The following is a 26,193-nucleotide window of genomic DNA, read 5'->3' on the forward strand; positions in this document are numbered from 1 at the left end:
TAATGGCAGTGACGCAAAGTATGGGAACCATAAGCGGAAGTTAAATTTGGCGAAATCCTAAGTACCCAAGTAAACTTTGCTGTAATCGGCTAATGTGTGCTGACTCTTCTTGCTCGGGATAGGCGCAGGCAGCAAACTTTCCCCAAATCGGGGCGGGCCAGGCCTTGTCTGTTTTATATCGTGCAACATGATGTAAATGTAACTGAGGCACTAAATTGCCGATAGCGGCAATATTAAGTTTGTCTGGTTGATAAATGTCTATGAGTTTTTCTGCTAATAAACACGATTCCTGCAACAATTGTTGCCTGTCGCAGTCATTAAGCTGATAAATTTCACCGATGTCGTTGCGCTGAGGTACCAGAATAAACCAGGGATACTGACTGTCGTTCATCATTAACAATTGCGACAGGGCAAAATTACCAACGACAAAACAATCCTGTTGCAGGCGAGGGTGTAACTGAAACTTATTCATGGCAGAAATATCCTTGGCTGAAAGCCGAAAATTGTAGTCTATGTATGACCTACTCACGACGCCCTACAAATCTGTTTAAAGCAAGTATTTGAGTTATAGGGCAAATTAGCGATAATAAACACCGATAATAAAAACTATAAAGGTGGCGCTATGTCAGCCCAAGGTATAACTCTTCCCTATCAAGCCAGCCGTCTTAATCTGTCGGTATCATTTCGTTTTCTACTGAGTTTGTATGCGATTGTGCCCGTCTGCGTGCTGCTGCAGTTGCTGGATAGATGGGTATTTAATCATGCCTTGCTTGATATGTTGCCCAGTAGCCCCAGCCATTTCTTGTTGTTTCAGATTCTGTTTGGTACCCCACATATCATTGCCAGCAATCTGTTGCTGTTCAGTCATGCGGATTATGTCAGCTGCTTTAAAAATAAACTGATCGGCATGTCGTTGTTCATTGTTGTGTTTTTTGGCGTGGGTAGTTTATTTATTCCCTACCGGGCTTTATACATTATCACTGCTTGCTGGACGGTTTATCACGTTTTAAAGCAGCAACATGGCATTGCAAAAGCCGTTTGTCGTTTACCGAATTGGGCGTTTTATCTACAGCTTTGGTTGAGCGTCAGTGCGGGTATTTTTATTTACTTAGGCATTTTTTTAAAAAATAGCCTGACACCACAACAGGCCGAACTGGTTTTGCAGATTTCTAGTATGCTGACCATAGTGTTGATAGCGAGCACATTTGTTTGTCAAAAATTCGTGCCCAGTCGTTTCGGCTGGTATTTTTTATGGGCCAATACATTGCTAGTGGTAGCGAGTTGGTATGTTTATAGTCAACAGTATTATTTCTTGGCGATTCTGATGCCGCGCCTGGTGCATGACATCACGGCATATAGTTTTTATGTCAGTCACGATGTCAATCGGCATAGCCAACATGCTGATAATGGACTGTTTAAATTGACAAGCCGTTGTCATTTACCGGCTGCATTGGTTTTGCCATTGCTCTCGTTGGTACTGACTTATCTTTTGCAGGCTTATGGTGATGATTTAGTCAACCTAGTCTTGCAAACCTTGTTTGCCACCCAAATTTACAAAGCGGTGACGCTAGGTGTCATTGGGTATCTGGCCTTGATGCATTATTACACCGAATCTTTCGTATGGGCGGCAGGATCTCCGCTAAGGCGTTATATTCGTTTTAGCGGGTTTTAAGGTGATCTCTTCCTGGGATAAAAATGTAGGGTAGTGATAGCCATACCAACTACTAACATGCAGATACTTACGTATTGGGGTTTTAATTAGTAATAACAGTAAACCAATCGAATACAAACACCAAACCGCTGCCCATTCATTCATATTATTGGTGGTCATAAAGGCTAACAAGGGGCCGGTGAATACATGGTAAGCCACCAGTTTCCAAGAGCCATATAGCAAGGGCAAGATGAACGCGGCATAGATATAACTGTTGGCCATTAAAATACTGCCATTGGCAGGAATGGCCCAGGCAATATGCCATTGACCGGATGTGGAGCAAATCTCGCGACCACAAAACGGCATGCTGTATTTGATGTTCATGCCCGGCAGGAATTGGTAAAACCGGTCAAAGCAGTAGCTGGCCCATTTAAAGGGGTATATACGCATCATGAAAATAGTGGCTGCAGCAAAACAGAACATATAAACCGCTGGGGCTATGCGTCTTCGTACGTTTTGCGGAATGAAATGCAAAGCTACAGCATTGATAAAAAAAGGCTGAAAGGCAATATGCATATAACCCAGAAAGGTCGCAATCTGATTGCGCGGGTTTAAACACTCATCAATCACTGAATAGGTATAGGCTTGCAGTAATTCCATTAAAGAAAAGTAAGCCAACGCAGCGCACAAGGTTTTGGATTCGCCTTTGTGATAAAAATAAGCAGTGCTAACAAAACCGGTTGTGGCAAGCATAGCCGAAGCTTCTCCACTCCAACACATAACATCTCCTGGGATTGATTCTATATTTAGCACTTGATTTTGATTCAACGACCTTGCGTTGGTTTGTGCTAAAAATGGCAGCGTTCAATCTTCGGTTGATTGCTGTATGGCCTCTGGCTTTAACAGTAGGGGGTATTGCAAATATTGTGCAGCTCTGTATTCCGGATAACTCCCTTTGTGTTTATCGACGTGGTGGCTTTCTGTAAGTGTGCTTGGCTAGGCCATTGGCGCTATATTACAACAAAGCCGTTTAAAACATAAAGACGGCTCTGTAGCATAGATTGTCATGATCGATTAGCTGGACAATGTATAGCCTACTTTAATTGTCACTTGCCAATGCGCCACCTTGCCATTGTCAATATGACCACGGGTTTCTACGACTTCAAACCAACGCATGTTTTTAATGGTTTCACCGGCTTTTGCCACAGCACATTCAATGGCTTGCTGAATGCCAACAGAAGATGAGCCGGTCAATTCGATTTTTTGATAGACATGATCTGGCATAAGGATTCCTCAGGTTAAAGTTTAAATAGAGCTTGATAAGCATGGGCAGCCGCTTCGGGTTCGTGGTCGAATACACCACCTATTACTGCCAGTAAGTCTGCACCTGCTGCAATTAACTGTCCACCATTTTTCGGCAAAATGCCACCAATGGCAACGATGGGGATCTGTAAATGTTGTTTGGCTAGGGTAAGGGTGGCGATTTCAGCAGGCGCAGCCAAGGGCTTGGAGCCGGAGGGGAAGAAACGGCCGAACGCCACATAATTAGCGCCATTGCTGGCTGCAATATCGGCTTTTTGCAGATCGTTATAACAGGATACGCCGATGATGGCCTCAGGCCCTAGCTTGCTGCGGGCATAATTAATATCACCATCGTCCTTACCCAAATGTACGCCATCTGCCCCAATAGTCAGCGCCAGTTCCACACTATCGTTAATCAGCAAGGGCACTTGATAAGCATGGCAAATTTTTAATATTTGGCTAGCCAATGCATAGGCATCGATGGGGTTTTTGTCGCGATATTGCACTACTACCGCACCGCCTTTTAATGCGGCTTCCACATCTTGTAAAACTTGCGAAATGGATTTGTTTTCGGGCTGGGTGATAGCGTATAAACCACGGTTTGGAAATCTCATGCATCCATCCAAAACAAACGATTGGGATTATGCTGCCCGTGGCCGGGTTGATAGGCTGCTGCCAAAGCTTGCCATGTGTATTCCTGGGCTTCGTTGGCAGCGGTAAATACATCCAGACCCTGGGCGAGTAGAGCCGCGATCGTGCTGGCCAAAGTACATCCCGAGCCATGGTAGCTGTGCGGCAAGCGCTCCCAGTTGAAGGTTTCGTTTAACTTGTTTGGCATGTATAAGCGGTTATGTACCAATTCAGAGTCCTCGTGTGTGCCGGTTATCAATACGTAATCCGCCCCTTTGGTTTGTAAGATTTGGCCGCATTCGGCTAAATCGTCTTCATTTGCTAATTTGCGTGCCTCATGAGAATTTGGCGTTAATATCGTGGTTAATGGCAACAGTTGTTCGGTAATAATGTCAATTAACGGTTTGCCGGCTAATTCAGTACCACCGCCTGAAGCCAGTACGGGGTCGAGTACTACAGGAATGTTTGGACATGTCATCAAAATCTCGCAAAGTGCCAGTGCGATGTCAGGATGTCCGATCAAGCCAATTTTGATGGCATCGAATTTAAAATCTTTACGCAAGGTTTCGAATTGGCTGATGATATTTTCCACCTTTTGTGGCATCAGTTTTTTTACATTGCGACTATCTTGTTCAGTCAAGCTGGTAATAATACTGGCGGCATGACAGCGATGACTGGCGATAGCTTCAATGTCGGCTTGAATACCAGCACCACCACTGGGATCGTGTCCGGAAAAGCATAATACGATAGGGCGTTTGGGGCTCATGCGCTTTCTCCTTTCAGCAACAGCAAAAAATCTTGCTCACTGATGATAGTGACATCTTTTTCGCGAGCAGCAGTTAGCTTGTTGGCACCGACATTGTCACCCGCCACCAGATAATCGGTTTTGGCTGAAACTGCACTGCCAACTTTTGCGCCAGCCGCTTTGGCTTGTTTACCCAGCTCGTCGCGAGTGCCACTATGTAGAGTGCCGGTGAAAACGACTAGTTTGCCAGCTAGCGTTTTTGCCGCCTGGTCTTGGCTGTGTTGGCTAGCTTGTAGATTAAATCCCAGTGCCATCAGCCTGTCAAATAAAGGTTTGATGGCGATAAAACCTTCTTTAATCGCCGCCGCAGTTTTTTCGGCAAAGCCTTCAATGCTGATGATATCGACTTCGCTCAGGTTAAAGATGTCTACTAAAGCATGATGCGCTAGCAAACGCTCACAATTACCTAAGCCCATTCTAAATACCCCAAAAGCCGCCAAAAAGCGCCAGTCCTCCACCGCTTCGTTGCGACTGCGCAGTAATTGTGTCAGCAGGTTTTCAGATTGTTTTGGCCCGAAGCCCATGCTTTCGAATTGTTCGTTTGTCAGCGCGTAAATTTCGTCGACTCGGCGAATCCCGAATTCGTAAAGTTTTTTGATGGTAGCCGAGCCGAAGCCGTCATTGTTTTTCAGTACCCGGAAAAAATGTTCCATGCTATGAGTAATTTGCGCCGGACATTCAAAATTATTAGGACAAAGTAGGAAATCGTTATCCCATATCGGCTCATGATGACAGCTAGGGCAATGACTGGGCACCTGTGGTTGCGCTGCAATAATCACGCGCTCAATTTTGGGAATGACTTCGCCGGAGCGGGCTAATTGGATAATGGCGCCAGGACCTATGCCGTTATCCAGCACCATTTTGTAATGATGCGCGGTTGCCCGTGACAGCAAAGCACCGCTGAGCCTGACGGGTTCTAATTCAGCAACCGGGGTGATGCGGCCGGAGCGTGAGGTTTGCGGGGTTACACTTAATACCTCGACTTCTGCGGTTTGCTGATTTTCCTTGTACGCCAATTGCCAGCGATGATGATGGCGAGTAGCACCCAGATGCTGCTTAAGTTCGTCGTCGATAATTTCCAGAATCACGCCGTCTACGTCGTAATCGACCTTATGCCAAATATCTTTGATGATGTGTTCAAAGTCGCTTATCAACGCTTGCCATGGCCCCGTCCAACACGGTAGCAGGGCAAAAGGATAAAACACTGCCGCTTGATCCTTGATAGCAAGTTCTGCGTGTTCTTCTAATTGTTTTTCTTTGATCACGCTAGCCTGGAAATTACGCGCGTTGTCGAAAAAATCGGCTAAATTTTCATCGAAATAACTACGGCTAACCACGATTTCACCTGGGCCTAGTCCGCGTTGGCCTTGATTGGCTACCTGTAAGCCGCGTTCGAATACACGGCTTATATCAGTGCCTTTACGGCCGTCGCCACGGGTATAGAGCATGTTGCCATCATCAAAAGCGGCATATCCATCCAGTTTGGGGGTGACTTTAAAAATCAGTTTCGCGAAGTTTTTATCCAGTTCTTCACAGGCTTTTTCGATGCGTCCTGCCCAGCGGTGGACATCGTCAAGACTGTAAGCTTTATCAGTTGACAGCATGATGACGGGTAGATCCACCGTTTTACCGGCAAAAGCAGGCTCTGGTTCAACGGTTTGCAGAAGCGGATGTTGAGGCTGACGTTTATTTAGCTCTGCCAGATAAGTAAAGTCGTAATCCGTATCGCTGATAACAGGCTCACCACCACGATACAAAGCATTAGCAATGTGCAAAAAGTCGATTAATTCGTTGTCGCCGGCAGAAGCGATTAAATCCGGCTGCTGACAAAGTTGGCAAAAACGTTGTTCAGATAAATCTAAAAAGCTTAGATTGGCTTGGGAAACGAGATTTTTCTGGTTAGCAGTCAGCATGATGAGGCGGGAATGAAGTCAATCTGGCCGTCGATTATAGAGGAATATGGCAAAATGACAGGCAGAAAAAAGGGCGGGGAATTAAGTTCACCCGCCCAGAGACCTATCTTTCAAGAGGATCATGTTAACAGAAGGATATCAATCAACATGGGTATAGTGTATAGGCAAATATTTTCTAGATATTGATTTAGATCAATATTTACAAAGTTATCTATTTAGGTTGATAATGTTTATATAAGAAATTGATTCTTAAGTATTAATGTTATGATTTACAGCGTTTTTTTCATTTTTTGATCGGCGTAAATGACAATTTGGCTCCCAATGGCTTGCGAGGTTATGGTTGAATTTGCAAATCGGATACCGGTGCTGGTTTTGATTATTGAAACCGCGGTAATCTATTCTCATCGATCAGATGAATGAAGTGAGCTGGCAAAACCTCCAATACCTGATAAACGCAAGACTGATTTGTGACATGATTACTGGAAAATAAATCTAAATAAAACCTAAGCTATGATGGATTTTTAGTTATTCAAGATTGTTTTCAGCGCTTTAGGTCGCCGTTTGACTGAGAAGAGCTGGCGTGATTTGGTTAAAAAGTGATTGAATTCATCGATTCTTTCGGTAATTCTAGCTATAGTTAGCCAGTAATGGATTTGGGTTCAACAAAAATAACCGAACAGAAGATGAAGGTTTAATGAAGTCGACTGGGGTCTTCAATTATTTATTATAATCAATAGGCTGTATGCAGAGTCTATTTTTAGTATTGTTATCAGGGAGCGTTTGTTTGGACTTCATCGTATGCCTTACCTACCAACGGCAAACAGGCCTGGATTCTAAATGAAAGGTGTAAGTTTCCTTATTTTTTCGGTGTTATGGCTGGCTATGATTGCTTTTTCTTTTCATTACCAGGTCGAAGACGATAAAAAATACGCTGAAAGAGTTGTATTTAAGCAAGCTGAGATGTTTTTTAAACACCTCGTACAAATACGGCAATGGAACAGCCAGCATGGTGGCGTGTACGCACCTATTACTGTAAATACAGCCCCTAATCCCTATCTAAAAGTGCCCAATCGGGATGTGTCCCTACCAAACGGTATTCAGCTAACTCTGATTAATCCTGCCTATATGACACGGCAGTTGGCGGAGTTGGAAGAAAATGGCAGTGGTATCCGTTTTCATATCACCAGTTTGACACCGATACGTCCTGAAAATAAAGCCGATGATTGGGAAGCCAAGGCGCTACAAGCGTTTGCAAAGGGAGCATCTTTTTTTACCGAATTAACCGATATTGGGGGGCAGCCGTTTTACCGTTACATGGGGCCTTTAAAGTTGGATAGTGATTGTCTGAAATGTCATGCTGATCAAGAAAGTGAAGTAGGGGATATACGGGGCGGTATTAGTGTCAGCCTGCCGGGTGAATTTATCGACGATTTCGTTTCAGATCGAGTGGAAAGACTAAGAAAATCCCATTTATTGATTGCTGCAGTCGGTTTGCTGGCGTTATTGATAGCCTCCTGGGCGCAATCAAAATTGAGCAGACGTTTGACTAAGGCACAAAGCCACTTGCAGCTGGCTTATTTGGATTCTTTAACCTTGTTACCTAATCGACGGTATTACGATGCTTTTTTACGCCGCGAATGGAAGCGGGCTACTCGACATCATTATCCGTTGTCGATGATTATGATCGATATCGATTTTTTCAAGGCCTACAATGACAATTTAGGTCATCCTGAAGGTGATCAGTGTTTGCGGCAAGTGGGACGTACATTAAGACGTTATTTCAGGCGTTCAGGTGATTTGATCGCTCGCTATGGCGGAGAAGAGTTTTGCGTGGTGGCGGCGTGTGATTCCATGCAAATCATGCAATTGGCAGAAATTTTACGGATGGCAGTTGAAACTATGAAATTACCACATCCTGATTCCAATGTTTCCCAATACGTGACGATTAGTTTGGGTGTGGCGACCTTGATACCTGCTGAGAATATGGAATGTGGGGATTTATTGCTCCATGCGGACCAAGCTTTGTACAAAGCTAAACACTCGGGTCGAAATAGGGTGGCGAAATATCAAGTTTAAGCTAATTGTCTAAGACTAAATACTCTGGAGTGCGGGCGGATTTTTGTTTGGCTAATAGATTTTTCGTGCGCAGGGCAAGCGCGCTTAATTAATGCCAATAACCCGGAGTAGGTAATCATTATCCCAACCGGCCTTTAATCGTTTGATCTTGATACCGACCTTAGATGTTTTTTCGGCTTTGATCAAATTCAGGGCACAGTGCCGAAGTATCGCCAGATTCGCATCCCTGTGCCCTTTGCGCGTTCGATTACTATCTTCATCAAAGGCGACATCCAGAACCATGCAGGTTGTTTTCAATAGCCCAATGCGCCCGCACTTTTCTTTCTAAGTGTTGGGGATCACTGGCATCCAGACTGCTAATGAAATAGCGTGTTTCTTCGGTGGTCGTATAATCAATTTTCCGACGGGACGTCACGGCAAGCATGCTTTGTAAGCCGAGCCAGGGATGCCATTCATACAGCCAAGCAATATCGGCTGTTACCCGCAGGCTACGTTCAATGCGGCCATGTCGGCCATCGATGCTCTAACGTTAATTGATTTCGAAAATTTTCTACTAATAACCGCCTACCAGATTTTTCATTAGTTTTCGATGGTATTTTCCTGCGTCATAGATTTTTTTATTGATAGGGACAATCAAAGCTTGTCTTTATAATTTCGATTCGCTACCATGTCGCTTAGGCAAATTCGCCATCAAGCATTGCTTCTATTTTAAAGAGTATCTAACTGAAAATTCGGAGAAGGATAATGAAAACACAATTCCAATATTATCTGAGCCACTTGCGGCAAGATATTTCGGCTAGCGTCGTGGTGTTTTTGGTGGCATTACCTTTATGCCTGGGGATTGCACTAGCTTCGGGTGCGCCTTTGTTTTCCGGCATCATTTCCGGCATCGTTGGCGGCGTGATTGTGTCCTGGTTGAGTGGCTCACACTTGAGCGTTTCAGGCCCTGCCGCCGGCTTGACTGTTATTGTCTTTACCGCAATCGAAACTTTGGGTGGTTTCCATGCATTTTTGTTGAGTCTGGTTATTGCTGGAATTTTACAATTCTTTTTAGGCGTTTTTAGAGCGGGATCCATCGCGGCTTTTTTTCCGGCTTCCGTAATCAAAGGTATGTTGGCAGCCATCGGTATGATTCTGATTATCAAGCAAATTCCGCATGCCACTGGTTACGACGCCAGCTTCGTGGGGGATGAAAGTTATATGCAGGAAACCGCTCATTCCAGTTTTTTGGAGTTATTTCAGTCCCTACATGGTGTTTCACATGGCGCTACCATGATCAGCTTGGTGGCATTGATAATCCTGGTAATTTGGGAGAGTCGATGGATAAGAGAAAACTCCTTGTTGCGGCTGATTCCGGGGCCTTTATTGGCCGTTGCCTGGGGCGTGAGTTTTAATCAATGGGCTTTACTCAATGCCCCTGAATGGAGCCTAACACTAAAACAATTGGTTTCTTTGCCTGAACTAGGTTCTACCCGTAATTTTGTACACCAATTGCAACTACCCGACTTTAGCGCATTTAGTAACCCTAAAATTTATAGTATAGCCATTACCTTAGCCATCGTTGCTAGTCTGGAAACCCTATTGAGCGTGGAAGCCGTTGATAAACTGGATCCACACAAACGTGATACACCCACTAATCTTGAGTTGAGAGCGCAAGGCTTGGGCAATATCATTAGTGGTCTATTGGGCGGTTTGCCGATTACTGCTGTTATCGTTCGTAGTGCCGCCAATATCAATGCCGGTGGCCAAACTCGATTAGCCAGTTTTTTTCATGGTGTACTCTTGGTGGTCAGTGTAATGTTCTTTGCGCAATATTTGAATGCGATTCCTCTCGCCTGTTTGGCGGCTATTTTGCTGCAAACCGGCTACAAGTTGGCCAAACCAATGATGTTCATCAACATGTATCGCAATGGTCTCAGTCAGTTTGTACCGTTTACCATTACGGTGGTTGCAATTTTAATGACGGATTTATTAGAAGGCATTGCAATTGGTATGGCCTGCGGAATTTTCTTTGTCTTGTGGTCCGATTTCCACTCTGCCATGACACTCACTAAGCACGGTTCACATTGTCTGCTAAGGCTACACAAAGATGTGTCTTTTTTGAATAAAGCTTTGTTGCGTAAACACTTGGCTAGTATTGATGAGAGCAGTGAATTCATAATAGATGGTACCCGGGCTCTGTTCATCGATCAAGACATTGTTGAAACTATCGCCGACTTCATGGTCGCTGCCCGTGATCGCAACATTAAGGTCGAATTACAAGGTTTTGCCATAGGTTCGCCTTTGCATCAATTTTCAAACGGAGAAGAAGTCACACTGGCCTTTTCGACGGGACACTGAAGTCGGTTTAAGTCATTCAGGTTATCGATAGAGGGGATGGAAGCAATTATTTTCCCCTCTAGGTGTGGCAAATGGCTAACGAAAAACGCACGATCGTTAGCTTTTAATTGATAGTGACATTGTATTGAGTTATTAATCGAAACACGACGTTTTTACAGTTTGTTCCAAAGGGGCGCTGTAGATTACTAGTTGATTATTTTAAGTCAGAGGAGCAATCAATCATGCAGCTGATGCCACTTGAATCCTTCAATCGAATTGTAATGTTGACTAAAAAAGCCTTTTTTTTCGGCATGCTAGCAATTGTTTTTTTAGCCCCTGATTTGGTTTGGGACCATGTGAGTCATTCATTACATATCCTGTATGAATCTTTTTCATTTTTTCTGGAAGAGATATTGATGCATGTTTTAGGCTTTACCAAGCATCATGCTCAAATGCTAGTGTTTTACGTGTTGCTAATACTTGGCCTTGCGTTGATCTGGTACTTATGGCGCTGTTTGCCTAAGATAATATCTGTCTGTAGGGTTAAAGCATTGTTGATTGGACTTAGACTCAAAGACTACACCCAGGAAGCGTGGATAACGTTGTCTGTCCTGCAAAAGGCCAGGTTTTTACTAGTCACCCTGGTCGGTTTGTCCTTGGGGGTAGGGCTCTTACTATCATGAGTCAAAAAAATTATGCGTTTAGGATTTGGTCATAAACAACTTCCTGCTTCAAGTCACCTGGATGTGATCAGCCATCAGTCATCCATGGCTTCTGGGTTCCGGCAACCCCTTATATCTGCCGGAACGACGATGTTTTGCATGGGGATGCCAATTCAGGACGTTATTCCAAACCAAGTCCTCAACCTCCTCCGTTCCTATTCTGGGCTAACGTTGCCAGCTATTTGTAAAATTCAACAGAGGATGCAGAGTGCTGGCGCCGATTGAAAACTTAGCAGAGGAAATTGAGTTTCAGTTTACACTAGCGCATTGAATTAATCGGCTACTTGTTTTAAAGCGTTGATATGAGCACAATAGCTTTGAAAATCTGAGTTTCTGAGCTTTAAACTGATTCCACTCATTCCTCATGTATTGGTAATTAAGAGTAAATTTCATTTTTTGCTGGCAAAGCAATGGTTGCTACCGCCCTCTAACTACACATATCTCTATGACAAATATGCAAAACACAAGCATGACGGATGATTTTAGTCGCAAAGCCTTAGATGCCACCATTAAGATTGGGATTGTCTTACTGTTGTTAAACTGGTGCTTCCATATTGCCAGTCCCTTTATTCACCCCTTGGTTTGGGGCTTGATTATTGCCATCGCTTTGCATCCGACATTTATCAAAATTTCGGCCAAATTGGGCGGCCGGAAAAAAATGACTGCCATTTTGATTACTGGCATGTTGTTGCTCATTATTCTTGGGCCCTGTGTTTTTTTAGCTAAAATGCTGGGAGAAAATGCGCAAACCTTGGCTGCCCATCTCCACGAGCACAATTTTTCCATACCGTCACCACCTGATACAGTTGCTAACTGGCCATTAATTGGTAAACCTATTTTCCAATTCTGGCAGATGGCATCCACCAATATCACGGGTGCTGTTAAGGCAGTGGCTCCAGAGTTAAAGACTGTAACGACCTTGTTGATTTCCTCTGGCGCTTCGGCGATGCTGGCCATTCTGCAGTTATTGGTGTCCGTTATTCTTTGTGGCATATTTTTAATTCATGGTGATGCAGGCCATAAGCTTGCGTTGTCTATTGGCAAGCGGATGGCGGGCGATAAAGGGGGAGAGTTTACTCACTTATGTTCGGCTACTATTCGGAATGTAGCGCGAGGAGTTGTCGGTGTAGCGGCCATTCAGACTTTGCTAGCCGGCGTCGGTTTTTTTGCTGCCGGGGTACCTGGGGCTGGTATTTTGACTGTTGCCTTTTTGTTCATAGCGATTGCGCAATTGCCGACCATCATTTTAATGCTACCGGTTATCGTCTATGTGTTTTCGATAGATGAGGGTTTTGTTGCCGTTGTTTTTATGGCTTGGTCGTTAATGGTAGGCATGCTGGATAGTGTTTTGAAGCCGATATTAATGGGGCGTGGGAGTGATATGCCTATGGCGGTAATATTTGTCGGTGCCATAGGTGGCATGATGTACGCCGGTATTATTGGCTTGTTTATCGGTGCGGTAGTGTTGGCGCTGGGCTATAAATTATTTCTGGCTTGGTTAAGTAATACAAACTAAGGATGTCGCAAAAACAATTTTCCTATGCCATAAAAATAGGCAAGTTATATAAGATTAAATCCTTAGCTCCAGCCCCATAGGTTGTAAAAGTCTACCGGTAAGAGTAATTCAGCGGTGGCTGTATCGCTGGTTAATGGCGGTTCCAGGCTTTGCCAATAATCAGGTTAGATTAGCTTTGCTTTGCTTTGCAATAAGCTGACTTCCGTAGCGATTGCCAAACGGCTGACGTATTGCCATTGCCGCTTGTTTTAGGCAAGGGTGCCTAAAACAAGCTTATTGAAAAGTATTGATCTTCCAAGTTGCTGACAGTTTATGGTTGTCTGTTAAGCTGTCTGGGTTAGTTGTCTAAGGTGTAGGCACCACTTGGTAGTAGACTCCATTTGCACCGTAGGATGGTAAATACCAGGTATTGCCACTTATGTAGTAGGTGGTGCCGCCTTTGTTGACTGCTACGGCGCCGGCAGGAAGCGCTCCATAAATACTCGGTTGAGCATAAGTTGCCGCAGCTGCACCTGCTGCATAGGCATTTGCAGTAGCCGCCGCTTCGTTGGAAGAAGCGATAGCGGCCCCAGTTGCCAAGCCTACCGCGGCACCAGCCGCCGCTGCACCGGCAGTTGACCAGCCTCCGCAGTTATAGCACCCGGCACCATAGGTATTTACAACTGTAGGCGGATGATATGCGGGAGGAGGAGGTGGCGGATGGTAGCCGTAAGCTTCGCCATAATGAGCATTGCCGGAAGCCGATCCACCATTAGCGCCGGTTGCAGACCAGCCGCCGCCATAGTCATGTGTTGCGGTACCACCGTATTCATTAGTGTGTGTAGTGCCTTCTCCATATTCGTGACTGGTACTGCCACCGTAGGTGTTGGTATGGGAAGTGCCTCCGCCATAGTCGTGACTGGTGCTGCCACCGTATGCATTCGTATGGGAACCTCCTTCACCAGCAGTGTATGATGTACTGGTTCCCCAGCCGCTTTCGTGGCTCGTCGAACCATAACTATGTGATGTATCACCACCACGATAGTTTCCGTGAGACCAAGCTAATGCCGTTTCGCACGAGAACGCAGTGACCGAAAAGGTAATCAAGCCAATAAAGATTTTTTTCATGATTGCAATACCTCTCTCATTTGGTTTCGGGTGATGAGCTTTGCGCCGGAGGAGTAGCATAAGGCACGAGTCCGGAATTGGGAGTTGAAAAAGCGATGTGATTCGCATTGTTTGCGTTCTTTGGAGCGAAAGCATTCTTCGGCACAGTGGGATTGATTTTCCAATCAGAGATATCCATTTGGTGGCGAAGACGGGTCGGGTCGGCGCTGTAAACTGCACGCATCCTTCTGGGTAACTGGTCCTCAGCACCAATCCAAGCCTGAATGAATACGTTATTATTGGCATAGGCCACCATGTTCGTCGTCGTGCCGCCGACCTCTTTAGACTGGCCCATGTAAAACGCAATAATCAGCCCGTCCGCGATATCAATATAAGGGTCTGAGACAATCAGGTCTGTGAAGGGAAAATAGATCGCGGCATTATCGAATGCGGCTTTTAGGGTTGCATCAATTGTGGGCGGCGCCTCGGCAGTGGCGATCAGGTTTTCAGCCGGTGCGAAGGCCGACATTGTTTTACCATTGTAATAAAACTCCGTAGCCGGTCCATCGCCAGGGGTAAGCACTCGCAGTTTGTCGGGACGCTGCAGGGTGACATCAGATTTGCTGGTGTACACAAGCGGAGTGCCGAGTCGGCTAGGGCTTTCGTAAGAAACCACAGCAGTAAAACTCATTGTATGCGCTGCTGCCAACTGACGGCTGGCTGCCTGCAAAATATCGATGGCTTTCGGTTCGAGTGTCATTTGAACAGTTGACGAGCTCTTATTACTGACTGATTTGGGCGGTTCAGATGGTTTTGGGGTTTGTTTTGTTTCGACAGCGCAGCCCCCCGCTGTCAGCAACAGCGTCGAGGCAAGTAGCGGTAGTGGAAACCAATTCGTGAATTTATTTATTTTCATCTTGTAAGATTCTCCTGCATGGATTGGGTGGAGCCCATCATAGATTGCTTTTCAACAAATCGCTTGCCTTCCATGCTCATGGAATCATGCCGCACTCAAACATTTTATTGACGATAGTTGGTGATACTTTGTCGATGAATATGCTACGTATCTGCGGATTGTTTACTAACATTTGTAACAGTTCTTGTTCTTCCGCTGACTTCGGTTGCTCTTTGTGTTGCCACAACTGCTCGCAGTTTGATTGCTGATATTTCTGGATAACTTTGTTAGCGACCATATCCAATATCGGGTACCCCTGAGCGCTAACGGAACCTGCATAGGCCAGAGCAAAGAGCGGTGCCAGTAAGCAAGAAAATTTCTTCATTTTTATCTCCTTTTTGTTAATCGATGGGGTTTGCGGTTTATACAGAATTCTATAAAGCACTAGATTACAACAATTTCAAATGTAGCCATATCTTTGCTTGATAGTTCAATAGCTAATGGATCAAGAAGCCGGGATTTTTAAAGGGCATCTGTGGTTCATTCCCAAGGCGCGCCGCTTCCCGGCTCGATAAGATGTCTGATAAATGTTACAAAGCTATTTATAGTCTTTAGACGCCACTCTCGTTAAGTGTAATTCATTTTTAGGAACAAAGAGGGGCTGTGGGTGTAAATTTCGCCTGATTCATCAGAAAAAGCTATGATATAAAATGTTTCATCGACTCTCTTAATGAAGGCGCATTCGGCACAGGGTAAGAAAACTGAAATTGTGCTTCAAAGTTGAAATTACCAGTTATATGATGGGGCGACCAAATTAATAGAGCTGTCATTTTTTTTAGTTAACCTTCTATACCAATTTGTCGATATCATATCGGCGATTTTTTTAAATCGCTATAGAAACAAAATTTAACGCGTATTTTCAAATTAGACATGAACAGTACACATTATGATGCCTGTCCTGAGTGTGATTTATTGCTTAGATATGCTCGACCCAAAATTGGCGAAAAAGCGCATTGCCCGCGCTGTGGTTTCTTGCTTTCTAGGCCGCATAATCAAAGTATAAAGCGTACCTTTGCCTTGTCTATTGCAGGGTTGATTATGTTTTTTCCGGCTAATTTATTACCAATGGTGGGCTTAAAGGTCCTGGGCAATGTCAATAGCGGTATTTTGATGTCCGGTGTCATTGCATTATTTAACGAGGGAATGGTGGCAGTTGCTGTGGTAGTGTTTTTGGCTAGTATTTTATTTCCGCTAGTGCATATCGGATTGTCCTTGCTCATCAGTGGACATCTGTATTTTAATCGCCCTAATCGATATTTAATCAGCTGGATGCGTTGGCGGCATCATTTAGATGAGTGGGTGATGTTGGAGGTCTATTTGCTCAGTATCATTGTTGCCTGCGTAAAGCTGATGTCGCTGGCTCCACTCAGCTTCGGATTGGGGCTCTACGCTTTTGTCGCCTTGATTATCATAACAACCATGCTGACCGCAGGCGTGGATAATGCTTTGTTCTGGCAACGGATTGATCAATTAAACAAGGGGAACAATCATTAGTTCTAAGGGAAATGCCTTGGTGCAAGGCTTTATACGCTGTGATGACTGTGCTTGTCTGGTAAAAATAGTTGATCAACTTTCTACTTGTCCACGCTGCGATAGTCATTTACATGCTCGGCACCCGCATAGCTTGCAACGCACTACAGCTTTCTTGTTTGGTAGTATTTTTCTTTACATTCCAGCCAATATTTTTCCGATTATGATCTTTAGTCAATTTGGTTCGGGTGAGCCAAATACTATTGCGGGCGGCATTATTGAGTTAATCGATGGCGGCATGTTACCGATCGGTCTGGTAGTTTTGGTGGCTAGTATTCTGGTGCCATCATGCAAGCTGATAGGTATTTCCTTATTGCTGCTTCGTGTGCATTTTCGCTGGCAATCCAATGCGCGTAGATGGACGGTTTTGTATCGTATCATTGCTTTTGTAGGGCGATGGTCGATGCTGGATATTTTTATGCTTTCAATTTTGGCCAATCTGGTTGACTTCGGCTCGATACAAATTATTGCCGGCCCGGCGGCAACCGCCTTTGCCGCCGTGGTGATATTAACTATGTTTGCTGCCAAAAATTTCGATCCACGTTTGCTCTGGGACAACCAACAAAACCTATGAATGATTTTATCGAACCGCCTTACGAAGCAGCCGATGCGGCTATCAATAAAAAACGGGAATTTCCGCTGATCTGGTTGATACCCTTGTGCGCTCTGTTAGTGACGGGTTGGCTAATCTACAAAACGGTTTCCGAAAAAGGCCCGGAGATTACCATTAACTTTTCCGGTGCAGACGGTTTGGAAATAGACAAAACAAAAATCAAATACCTGGATGTCGAAATTGGTAAAGTCACCGATATCGCTATTAATAAGGATATGAAAACCATAGACGTCAAAGCGGAAATGCACAAAGAAAGCAGTTCGTATTTAACAGATAACACCCAGTTCTGGGTGGTGCGGCCACATATTGGTTTAAGCGGCGTGACGGGGTTGGGTACGTTGATGTCCGGCGCTTACATAGCCATTAAGCCGAATCAAGGTAAAAGTGAACGTCACTTTAAGGGCCTTGATGTGCCGCCTGTATTGGAAGCTGATGAGCAAGGCAAGCAATTCATGCTTGAGACAACTAATGTTGGTTCAATGGGGCCGGGAACGCAAATTAGCTTTCATGGTATCGCCGTAGGTGAGGTGCTTGATTATCAATTGGCGGATAACGCCAACAACATAAAATTAACAGTCTTTGTTAAGGCGCCTTATGATCAATTTGTCAGAACCAACACTCGCTTTTGGATAGATAGCGGTATTGATTTATCCGCCGGCGCCGATGGATTTAAATTAAGAACAGGGCCTTTGATTTCTTTATTGGCTGGCGGCATCGCTTTTCGAACCTCACCTGAAGATAAATCGGCGGATATCGCGCCTGAAAATACCAAATTTCAGCTATTTGATGATTATGAGCAATCTACGCAAGTGATTTATCGTAAAACAGTGAAACTTGTAATGTTTTTTAATGAATCGGTACGCGGGTTAAGTGTTGGCGCGCCTGTTTTATTACGAGGCATTCCGCTTGGTAAGGTTACTGATATTAATCTGGAAATCGATGCAAAAACTGCAAATATAGAAATTCCTGTTGTGGTTGAAGTCGAGCCGGATCGCATAGTTATCATCAATAAAGATCCCAATTCAACATCTAGAGAAAATATAGGTCGATTGGTTGCCAAAGGTTTGCGCGCACAATTGCAAACAGGCAGTTTACTGACAGGACAACTGTTTGTTGCTCTGGATCTTTTTCCGGACAGCAAAGTGGTTGCACATAAAAATGACACAGGCTATCTGGAATTTCCGACCACGCCAGGCGAAATGAATCAGCTGGTTCATTCTGCGCAAATCATTATGGCTAAAATTTCCAAGCTACCCTTGGAAAAAATGAGTGCCGAAATCAATAAAACTCTGGAGTCTTTTCAAGGCACATCCAAGGCGGCGACCCAGACTTTAACCACGGCAACCGGCACCCTGAATAGCACTGACAAAACTCTGAGTTCGGCGCAAAAAGTACTTAACAGTTTAGAGCCGGGTTCGACTACGCAATATGAGCTAAACCAGTTGCTGCACGAACTGACGGAAACTGCAAGTTCAGTCAAACAACTGGCCGATTATCTGGAAGAGCATCCGGAATCTTTAATTAGTGGTAAAAAAGAGAAGTAGTCATTATGTTTAATAAGTACTCAATCCGATTCATCGTACTCTGCGTTAGCGGCTTGTTAAGCGCGTGCGCGTCATCGCCTCCCACCCACTTTTATACGCTGGAGTCACAAAGCCGACCACCTGCTACCACGACTTCAGCTATAGCCAAAAAGCCGCTGATTGGTATAGGCCCATTATCCTTACCCGCTTTACTCGATCGCAATCAGATTGTCACGCGCACGGAAGATAGCAGCATACAGCTGGCCGAGTTTGACCAATGGGCTGCGCCGTTAAAAGATAATGTGATTGCTGTGTTGAGTGAAAATGTTTCAATCCTGCAACCGAATGCCATTGTCAGAGCCTATCCGTGGAGTATTTATGGCAATGTAGACTATCGTGTGATTATCGATATTACTCGCTTTGACACACAACTTGGCAAATGGGTTAACCTCGAAGCGAGTTGGGTCATTATGGAGGAAACAACCCTTGCGATTATCAGTAACGGTCAAGTCAAACTCCAGTCGCCGCTGAACGATGCCAGTTACAACACTGTTGTGCAAGAACTCAGCAAGCTGCTTGGCGAGTTCAGTCAACAAATATCTTTGTCATTGGTTCAGGTGCTGCAACGGCCACGCAATACTGATACTGAAGAAAATAAACTAATTAAATAATCCGAAAATAAGTTAGTATTTTTGCTTGTCTTATACGCAAATAATAAAGTAAGATTAAATCTATTTAAATCTAATTGTTTGGTGTGGTATGCCGCAGTGCTTAATGGTCGAAATGACTGAGTTTAATTCTGATAATCTTTGAAATATAATCTATGAAAAAATCAAATCTAAAACTATTGATGTTCGTTGCTATGGCATCCTCGGTTTTTCTAGCTGGTTGCGTGACTAAAACCAAATACAATGCACTGGAACAAGAATATGATCAGCTTAAAACTGAATTTAGCGCCGATCAAGCACAGATTGTTCTTCTTGAGGGCAAGCTAAAGGTCACAATGGTTGATCAGGTTTTGTTTCCTGAGGGCGGCTTTAAGCTTGATTCCCGCTCTAAAGCAGTACTTGGCAAGTTAGTGCCAACGCTGTCAGGTTTGCAGCAAACGAAAATTATTGTTGATGGCTATACCGACAATGTGCCTATTGGAGCTGGTTTGAAACGTGAAGGGATTGTTTCAAATCTAGAATTGTCATCCAGACGAGCCGATGTAGTCGTTGAATATTTGCTGCAACAAGGCGTTAACCAAAACCTGATTTCTGCGCAGGGGTTTGGTGAGTCGCACCCGGTAGCTTCAAATAATACAGCGGCCGGTCGGTCTCAGAATCGTCGTATTGAAGTGACGTTGGAGGGGCCCGGTAATTGATTTAAGTTTCTTTTGTATTTGGTTTCCACTCTTGGACGGAATACTTTTTTTGACTTATTTTATATATAACCACAATGGATATAAATAAACCTGTCTTTAACATAAATAACACGGAAAAATCATGAAGCAAAAATTGAATATGTCAGAACGCCAAACTAAAGTTAGTGCTAGTTTACCTTTATTAGGCTTATGCCTGTTATTAAGCGGCTGCTCAGCGACACAGAAGGTCGCTGTGAACCAGGATAATGTCAACTGCGCATTTCTTGCCAACGATTGTGCTTTGCTGACCACCGGCGGCAAAGATCAAGCTGGCTTGCGTTACGTTAATCCTGCTGCACAGGGATCCCAATACAACAAGGTCATGATCGATCCGGTGACTTTCTGGGGGGATAACGCCACATCGATTTCCGCTTCTGATCAGCATATGCTGGTGAATTATTTCTCCCAGCAACTTAACAAAGATTTAGGGCAAAAGTTTCAAGTCGTTACTCAGCCAGGCCCAGGTGTTATGAAGGTTGATGTTGCTATTGTTGATGCAACATCAGCCACGCCAGTCTTGCGTAGCATTTCGATGATTATTCCTCAGGCGCACGCTTTATCTACTCTCAAATATTTGGCAACCGGTTCATATCCGTTTGTGGGGGGAGCACAAGCAGAAGTTAAAATAACTGATTCGTTATCGGGGCAAATACTTGCATTAGCCGTTGATAAGCGGATTGGTGGCGGTTCAATTACCACGGGCTTTCAGTGGCAGTGGGGTGATGCGGAAAATGTAGTCAATGTATGGTCTGAAGAGGCAGCCAATCGATTATTTTCCTGGACTTCAGGTTCTGTGGCGCAGTAATATGATTGGGCGTCAGGGGGCGCATTTTCGCTCCCTGATGCTTCATTGATACTATAACGAATCTATAGAGGTATGAATCATGAGTAGAGTTAGACATATTACAATCACAATAGCTGCTGTTATGTTGACCAGTTCTGCACTTGTTTTCGCTGCTGAAGCAGCCAAGGAAGAGGCACCTAAAACAGATAGTGTCAATCAGCCTTTAGGCAAATTGACTTGCGAGGATTTTATAGGCATTGATGATGTCATTAAGCCTCAGTACGTTATAGCCGCTGTTGCCTATACTAAGGGCGGTGTAGCTGAAGATGCGGTTATCGACGTTGTGGATACCGATACACTGGTTCCTTTTCTGGTCGAGGAGTGCCAAAAAGCACCGAAAGAATCTTTCTGGGCCAAGTTGAAAAGTAAATTAAAACTCTAATCCTGCAGTTCGTATACATTAGATAGTGGCCGTCATCGTTACAGCGAGCGGCCTTTTTCATAAGTGGGCATTCCGCTCACATCTGCAACCAAACATTTATCATAAGGAAATAGTATGAGTACATTAGTCGTCGTTGGTTACCAAGATATGCATAAAGCAGAGGAAGTCCGTCTTCAGTTGTGGAAACTGCAACGTGATTATCTTTTAGACCTGGAAGATGCGGTCGTTGTTATCAAGAATGAAAAAGGTAAAGTCAAATTGCATCAGGCATTCAATCTAACATCTGCGGGTGCGGTGTCTGGCGGATTTTGGGGTGCGCTGATCGGTTTAATGTTTTTAAATCCGCTGTTAGGCATGGCGGTTGGCGCATCGGCAGGCGCGGTTTCAGGCGCTCTTACCGACCTCGGAATTGATGACAATTTTATGAAGGAACTAGGCGCTAGTATGACACCTGGCAGTTCGGCTTTGTTTGTCTTGCTACGAGCGGCCTCAGCTGCGCCTGATAAAGTGCTTGAGGAATTAAAAGGAACTGGCGGCACCATTTTGAAAACATCACTTTCTCATGAAGATGAAGCAAAAATCCAGGCAGCCTTGAACGGCTAATTTGGATTTAAAGTGAGGATTAGGGATAAGTTGATCCTCACTTAATAATTCTAAGGCTACTCCCTTTTTTGTCTGATGCAAAAAGCGCATTAATCCAAGGATACCAGTTAGTTATTGGCTGCAAGCGAGTTAGTGTATTAGCGATCGTATCGGGTAGGTAACCCAGTAAAATTTATCAGGAAATGCAAAATATGAAAGTAACTAAATACACATTCGTCCGTAAGGCGGCCATGGCTCTAACCATAACCTTGGTAAGCGGCTGCGCGACTGTTTCGGAGCAAAAGTCAGCGACAACTCAGCTGCCGTTGACTCCTGTCGAGGCAAAAAAAATCGCCATGGACGCCTATATCTTCGGTTACTCGCTGATCACAACTGAAGTGACCCGTGTACAGATGACTAACGTCGCCAAGGTTGAAGATTTTCATGGCCCCATGGGCCAGTTTATCAACATCAAGCGTTACCCACCGGCTGATTTTCGCGGGGTATCGGCACCTAATGCTGATACCCTGTATTCTCTCGCTTGGGTTGATCTCAGTGAACCACAGGTATTCAGTCAGCCGGACATGGGCAACCGTTATTTCCTGATGCCGATGTATAATTTGTGGATGACCGATTTCGATTCGCCGGGTACCCGCACCACCGGTGGCAAAGCGGCCAACTACCTGCTGACAGGGCCGGGCTGGGAAGGTACTGTGCCCGCCGGTATGACTCAGATCAAATCGGCTACGAAAAAAATGTTGATCCTGGGTCGTACCTATGCCGACGGTAGCGAGCAGGACTACGAAATCGTCAACGCCTTGCAGGCGCAACTGAAAATTACCCCGCTCTCATCCTGGGGTAAGCCATATAGCTATCCAGTGGCAAAGGTAGACTCTAACCCAGGCTTTAGCATGACTGCCAAACCACAGGAAGTCATACTCGGTATGGATGCCGCCACGTACTTCAATAAGTTAGCTGACCTGATGTGTCATGACGCGCCACCAGCAGCAGAAGACGCCCCAATGCTGGCTCGCATGGCTAAGCTTGGCATCGCGCCCTGCCAATCGTTTGATCTGGTCAAGTTAGACCCGGCAGTACAGGCCGAACTCAAAGACCTGCCACAAATCGCGCTGGACTACATCGGCGCCAATAAAGCTGCGATGGGCACAGAGCTCAATGGCTGGCTCTTCACAAAAGACCTCGGCGTGTACGGCACCAACTACTTGAAACGCGCACTGGTGGCGGCTTTCGGTTGGCCGGCCAACGTTGAGAAAGATGCGGTTTACCCTTACACCGAGGTCGACAGCTCAGGCGAGAAACTTAACGGTAAAAACAACTACACCCTGACCTTCGCCAAGGGTCAAACCCCGCCAGTTGATGGCTTCTGGTCCATCACCATGTATATGATTGATCAGGGTTGGTGGTTTGTTCCCAATAGACTGAACAAATTCACCGTCAGTCCGCGCAATAAGCTCAAGTACAATGCTGATGGCTCTTTAACCCTGTATTTTCAGCAGCAATCACCGGGTAAAGGCAAGGAAGCCAATTGGTTGCCTGCACCCGCTGGCGACTTCCTGCCCATGATTCGCATGTACTGGCCTAAGGAAAATACCCCGTCTATCCTTAACGGCACTTGGAATATTCCGTCAGTTATGAAAGTGGATGCGCCAAAAATGCAGGCATTAAGTAATTCAGGGCAATAAAAACCTGTTGCAGAATGGTCCTATGCGTTGTTTCTCGTCGTGTAGGACCGATTTAAACCTGTGGTAATATCCGAAGCAATCGCCGGTTTGAAGCTTGGCAAGCTAGAAGCCGCCCGATTAGTGTCACCGGAACCACGGTCATCCCGATGCTGGTAGCAAATTGGCAACGATTCTCGATCAGGTCAAGGTTGCAATAATTACAAAGTCTACTTGAAGTCCGGACTGAATTTTTCTGAGGCTCTGTGCGAAAGGATTTCTAGCTGGTCAATTTATTTAGGATACAGAGGAATTAATGTTCATGAACCTACAAGCGAAGATATTCATATCCGTTCTGTCGAAAGTCTTTATTACCATTGTGATTGGCGGAGTCCTGTCTTCTTGTGCCATGATAAAAGCCCAACAACTGGAAGATACCGAGCAGTTATTGGTTTTAGCCGGTTTTAAGATGAAGCCTGCCGACACCCCGGCGAAGATGGCTCACCTTAAAACTTTGACTCAGCAAAAAATAGTGGCTCATCAAAAAGATGGAAAGGTCTATTATATTTATGCCGATGCAACTAACTGCCTATGCTTCTATTGGGGGCAAGAACAGTCTTACCAGCATTTTCTGCAATTACAAGATCAACGCAATATAGCTCAAGAACAGCGAATAACAACTCAGGTGAAGGAACAACAAAATCTGGATTGGGAGACCATGGGCTACGATATGGCGGGAACCGGGATGGGTTTTAATTGATAAATGTTTGCTTCTGTCCAAACAAACTAACCTGATGCTTATGGACGCTTAGGAATGCTCGCGAATTAACTCGATCATTTAATTCCCTAGCCCTCTGCCGGAGGGAGAGGGGACAAGGTGTTGAAGTTGTTTCGTAAACATTCCTTAGCTAACATTGCTATTCATGTCCGGCTATTTTATTTATCGCCTTAGATTAGCTTTTTCAAATTTCACATCGTGCCTGCTTCCCGATGGGCATAAAAGTATTTGCCTTAAAGATGATAATTATTTAGGGTATGGCAAGTCACTTTAACTGCATATAATAAAAAATGACCAGCGTATTGATAGCACTAAAAATAATTCCCATGATATTCGCCGCCTTGTTTCCGGTTGTCAATCCAATCGGGACAGCGCTTGTTCTTTATGGAATGACCCGAGAGGTAGATGATCAAACCTGGAAGTCAACATCAAGAAAAATTGCGTTATTTTCTTTTCTGTTTTTAGCCTTTTTCTTTTTTTTCGGCAGTTATATTCTGAAACTGTTTGGAATCTCCATTCCGGTTGTGCAGTTTTCCGGCGGCGTGGTGTTGGCAATGATGGGGTGGCAGCTTTTGAATCAAGCCGAAACAAGTCAGCCTGCCTCTAAAGAGAGTATCCAAGAATACGATTCCCTAATTGATACTAAGGTTTTTTATCCTTTTACTTTTCCGATAACTATAGGTCCCGGAGGACTGGCGGTTGTTTTGACCTTTAGCGCCCACTTGGATAGAGGGACCAGACTTGTTGTTACCCTGGAACAAGGCGCTGCCATGGTAGGCATTTTTTTAATGTGCGTGGTCGTTTCTATTTGCTACCGCCATCTTCATAAAATGACCAAAAGGTTTTCGCCGGCGAGTGCGTTGGCTATATCAAAAATCATGGCCTTTTTTGTACTTTGCATCGGTGTTGAGATTGCTGTGGCAGGATTTAAGGCGCTTGGTCCATTATAAGGTTTCCCTAAAACACCGGATAAACCGGGAAATCAAAGCAGCTGTGCTGAAGGTGGCGGAGCGAAATTGATCAATATTTTAGAGACCGATCCTGAACCAGTTTCTGAGCCGTCAGACTGACACTTAACCGGCATCCTGAACAAGATGTCACAGATGTTACGCAGTAAGAAACTGCCCATTTTTATTACTATCGGAAAAACATTATGAACGACTCATTACAGGCATATCGTACCGGCATGGCCGCCTGCACGCTGTCCCTGCTACTCAGCTCCTGCGCATCAACGCCTACTCCTCAGGGACCGCCGCCGCCTGCAGTCTCCAGCTCATACGACTCAGTCCCGCCGCCTAACGCATCATCCAGCGCAGCAGATGTTGAAGGAGCGGCAGTTGTGGATACTCTGGATTTGACTGCGCGCGTCGAGGTCATTGATAATTTCGCCCGCACAGCGACACTACAACGGGAAGACGGCAGCCGGTTCACGGTAAAAGTTGGACCTGAGGCTATCAATTTTGATCAGATCAGGGTGGGCGACTGGGTGGATCTCACCGTAACCGAAGAGCTTGTGGTTTATCTGAATGTTGCAGGCGCACCCGAGAATGACGAATTGGCAGCCATGGTTGCGTTATCGCCAAAGGGCGGTACACCGGGCGGGCTGGTCGCTGATACTGTGCAGATCACCGGCACAATCCTGGCGATAGACCTAGCAAATCATACCGTTGGCTTACAGCTTGGGGATGGCTCCAGCAAGACTTATCCGGTAAGCAAATTCGTAGATCTGTCCAAACGTAATGTAGGAGAACAAGTGGTGTTTCGTTTTACCAAAATGATGGCAATTAGTGTCAAAAAACCCTGGAAATACTCATAGTGTTTTTGTTGGGAGTTGTTTTTCGAAATTAATCTGGTCGATTAATATAAGCATATCTCTGGTGGT

26 protein-coding genes are annotated in these 26,193 nt (G+C 44.9%); 17 read left to right on the forward strand and 9 right to left on the reverse strand.

The window, feature by feature from the left end; translation table 11 throughout:
* Window positions 1-40: 40 nt before the first annotated feature.
* The gene (locus A1359_RS07345; protein ID WP_066980312.1) at window positions 41-472 is read right to left on the reverse strand and encodes an HIT domain-containing protein; all 432 of its coding nucleotides are present in this window, start codon (window positions 470-472) and stop codon (window positions 41-43) included.
* Between the two features lie 150 nt (window positions 473-622).
* On the opposite strand from A1359_RS07345, the gene A1359_RS07350 reads away from it, so the two are divergent.
* Window positions 623-1,672: a hypothetical protein gene (locus A1359_RS07350; RefSeq protein ID WP_066980313.1), complete on the forward strand. Its 1,050-nt coding sequence runs from the start codon at window positions 623-625 to the stop codon at window positions 1,670-1,672.
* On the opposite strand, the gene A1359_RS07355 is transcribed toward A1359_RS07350, so the two are convergent.
* The 5 genes from A1359_RS07355 to A1359_RS07375 form a co-directional block, all read right to left on the reverse strand.
* Window positions 1,640-2,431 carry a DUF5765 domain-containing protein gene (locus A1359_RS07355; RefSeq protein WP_066980316.1) on the reverse strand — a complete coding sequence of 264 codons (792 nt, stop codon included), beginning with the start codon at window positions 2,429-2,431 and terminating at the stop codon, window positions 1,640-1,642. The genes A1359_RS07350 and A1359_RS07355 overlap by 33 nt on opposite strands.
* Window positions 2,432-2,725: 294 nt before the next feature.
* Complete coding sequence (locus tag A1359_RS07360) at window positions 2,726-2,935, reverse strand: dodecin (RefSeq protein WP_066980319.1); 210 nt, start codon at window positions 2,933-2,935, stop codon at window positions 2,726-2,728.
* 14 nt (window positions 2,936-2,949) lie between these two features.
* Window positions 2,950-3,567: a thiamine phosphate synthase gene (gene thiE / locus A1359_RS07365; RefSeq protein ID WP_066980321.1), complete on the reverse strand. Its 618-nt coding sequence runs from the start codon at window positions 3,565-3,567 to the stop codon at window positions 2,950-2,952.
* Window positions 3,564-4,349: a bifunctional hydroxymethylpyrimidine kinase/phosphomethylpyrimidine kinase gene (gene thiD / locus A1359_RS07370; RefSeq protein ID WP_066980324.1), complete on the reverse strand. Its 786-nt coding sequence runs from the start codon at window positions 4,347-4,349 to the stop codon at window positions 3,564-3,566. Before thiD ends, thiE begins: the two co-directional genes overlap by 4 nt.
* Window positions 4,346-6,301, reverse strand: coding sequence for a BRCT domain-containing protein (locus A1359_RS07375; RefSeq protein ID WP_066980327.1), 1,956 nt, complete (start codon window positions 6,299-6,301; stop codon window positions 4,346-4,348). The genes thiD and A1359_RS07375 overlap by 4 nt, the downstream gene beginning before the upstream one ends.
* Before the next feature lie 837 nt (window positions 6,302-7,138).
* On the opposite strand from A1359_RS07375, the gene A1359_RS07380 reads away from it, so the two are divergent.
* The 4 genes from A1359_RS07380 (at window position 7,139) to A1359_RS07400 (ending at window position 12,934) form a co-directional block, all read left to right on the forward strand.
* A complete protein-coding gene (locus tag A1359_RS07380; RefSeq protein WP_066980329.1) occupies window positions 7,139-8,377 on the forward strand; it encodes a diguanylate cyclase domain-containing protein in 1,239 nt (412 codons plus the stop codon).
* Between the two features lie 744 nt (window positions 8,378-9,121).
* Window positions 9,122-10,717, forward strand: a complete 1,596-nt coding sequence (locus tag A1359_RS07390; protein WP_066980335.1) for a SulP family inorganic anion transporter — start codon at window positions 9,122-9,124, stop codon at window positions 10,715-10,717.
* A gap of 221 nt (window positions 10,718-10,938) precedes the next feature.
* Window positions 10,939-11,379 carry a hypothetical protein gene (locus A1359_RS07395; protein ID WP_066980338.1) on the forward strand — a complete coding sequence of 147 codons (441 nt, stop codon included), beginning with the start codon at window positions 10,939-10,941 and terminating at the stop codon, window positions 11,377-11,379.
* 484 nt (window positions 11,380-11,863) lie between these two features.
* Window positions 11,864-12,934 carry an AI-2E family transporter gene (locus tag A1359_RS07400; protein WP_083960546.1) on the forward strand — a complete coding sequence of 357 codons (1,071 nt, stop codon included), beginning with the start codon at window positions 11,864-11,866 and terminating at the stop codon, window positions 12,932-12,934.
* A 345-nt stretch (window positions 12,935-13,279) separates the two neighbouring features.
* Here A1359_RS07400 and A1359_RS07405 read toward each other — a convergent pair whose 3' ends face one another.
* The 3 genes from A1359_RS07405 to A1359_RS07415 all read right to left on the reverse strand — a co-directional run bounded on the left by A1359_RS07405 (window position 13,280) and on the right by A1359_RS07415 (window position 15,300).
* Window positions 13,280-14,041, reverse strand: coding sequence for a hypothetical protein (locus tag A1359_RS07405; RefSeq protein ID WP_066980344.1), 762 nt, complete (start codon window positions 14,039-14,041; stop codon window positions 13,280-13,282).
* Window positions 14,042-14,057: 16 nt separating this feature from the next.
* On the reverse strand, window positions 14,058-14,936 hold the full coding sequence (locus A1359_RS07410) for a DUF2092 domain-containing protein (protein WP_066980347.1): 879 nt from the start codon (window positions 14,934-14,936) through the stop codon (window positions 14,058-14,060).
* A 76-nt stretch (window positions 14,937-15,012) separates the two neighbouring features.
* Window positions 15,013-15,300, reverse strand: a complete 288-nt coding sequence (locus A1359_RS07415) for a hypothetical protein (protein WP_066980349.1) — start codon at window positions 15,298-15,300, stop codon at window positions 15,013-15,015.
* Window positions 15,301-15,845: 545 nt separating this feature from the next.
* Here A1359_RS07415 and A1359_RS07420 point away from each other — a divergent pair.
* The 12 genes from A1359_RS07420 (at window position 15,846) to A1359_RS07475 (ending at window position 26,127) form a co-directional block, all read left to right on the forward strand.
* Entirely contained in the window at window positions 15,846-16,469 is a 624-nt protein-coding gene (locus tag A1359_RS07420; protein WP_066980351.1) for a paraquat-inducible protein A, read from the forward strand.
* A gap of 19 nt (window positions 16,470-16,488) precedes the next feature.
* The gene (locus A1359_RS07425; RefSeq protein ID WP_332310073.1) at window positions 16,489-17,079 is read left to right on the forward strand and encodes a paraquat-inducible protein A; all 591 of its coding nucleotides are present in this window, start codon (window positions 16,489-16,491) and stop codon (window positions 17,077-17,079) included.
* Complete coding sequence (locus A1359_RS07430) at window positions 17,076-18,662, forward strand: PqiB family protein (protein WP_066980356.1); 1,587 nt, start codon at window positions 17,076-17,078, stop codon at window positions 18,660-18,662. Before A1359_RS07425 ends, A1359_RS07430 begins: the two co-directional genes overlap by 4 nt.
* A gap of 5 nt (window positions 18,663-18,667) precedes the next feature.
* Entirely contained in the window at window positions 18,668-19,312 is a 645-nt protein-coding gene (locus A1359_RS07435) for a PqiC family protein (protein WP_066980358.1), read from the forward strand.
* Between the two features lie 152 nt (window positions 19,313-19,464).
* Entirely contained in the window at window positions 19,465-20,007 is a 543-nt protein-coding gene (locus tag A1359_RS07440) for an OmpA/MotB family protein (protein WP_066980360.1), read from the forward strand.
* 121 nt (window positions 20,008-20,128) lie between these two features.
* Window positions 20,129-20,851, forward strand: a complete 723-nt coding sequence (locus tag A1359_RS07445; RefSeq protein WP_066980363.1) for a DUF3313 domain-containing protein — start codon at window positions 20,129-20,131, stop codon at window positions 20,849-20,851.
* Window positions 20,852-20,930: 79 nt separating this feature from the next.
* Window positions 20,931-21,272 (forward strand): HdeA/HdeB family chaperone, encoded by a 342-nt coding sequence (locus A1359_RS07450; protein ID WP_066980365.1) that lies wholly within the window; start codon window positions 20,931-20,933, stop codon window positions 21,270-21,272.
* A 114-nt stretch (window positions 21,273-21,386) separates the two neighbouring features.
* A complete protein-coding gene (locus A1359_RS07455) occupies window positions 21,387-21,875 on the forward strand; it encodes a DUF1269 domain-containing protein (protein ID WP_066980368.1) in 489 nt (162 codons plus the stop codon).
* Window positions 21,876-22,066: 191 nt separating this feature from the next.
* The gene (locus tag A1359_RS07460; RefSeq protein WP_198159292.1) at window positions 22,067-23,557 is read left to right on the forward strand and encodes a DUF1254 domain-containing protein; all 1,491 of its coding nucleotides are present in this window, start codon (window positions 22,067-22,069) and stop codon (window positions 23,555-23,557) included.
* A gap of 298 nt (window positions 23,558-23,855) precedes the next feature.
* On the forward strand, window positions 23,856-24,293 hold the full coding sequence (locus tag A1359_RS07465; RefSeq protein ID WP_083960547.1) for a hypothetical protein: 438 nt from the start codon (window positions 23,856-23,858) through the stop codon (window positions 24,291-24,293).
* Window positions 24,294-24,601: 308 nt separating this feature from the next.
* Complete coding sequence (locus tag A1359_RS07470; RefSeq protein ID WP_083960548.1) at window positions 24,602-25,261, forward strand: MarC family protein; 660 nt, start codon at window positions 24,602-24,604, stop codon at window positions 25,259-25,261.
* A 203-nt stretch (window positions 25,262-25,464) separates the two neighbouring features.
* Window positions 25,465-26,127 carry a hypothetical protein gene (locus A1359_RS07475; RefSeq protein ID WP_066980370.1) on the forward strand — a complete coding sequence of 221 codons (663 nt, stop codon included), beginning with the start codon at window positions 25,465-25,467 and terminating at the stop codon, window positions 26,125-26,127.
* Window positions 26,128-26,193 lie beyond the last annotated feature (66 nt).

This window comes from Methylomonas lenta, assembly GCF_001644015.1.
GTDB lineage: Bacteria > Pseudomonadota > Gammaproteobacteria > Methylococcales > Methylomonadaceae > Methylomonas > Methylomonas lenta.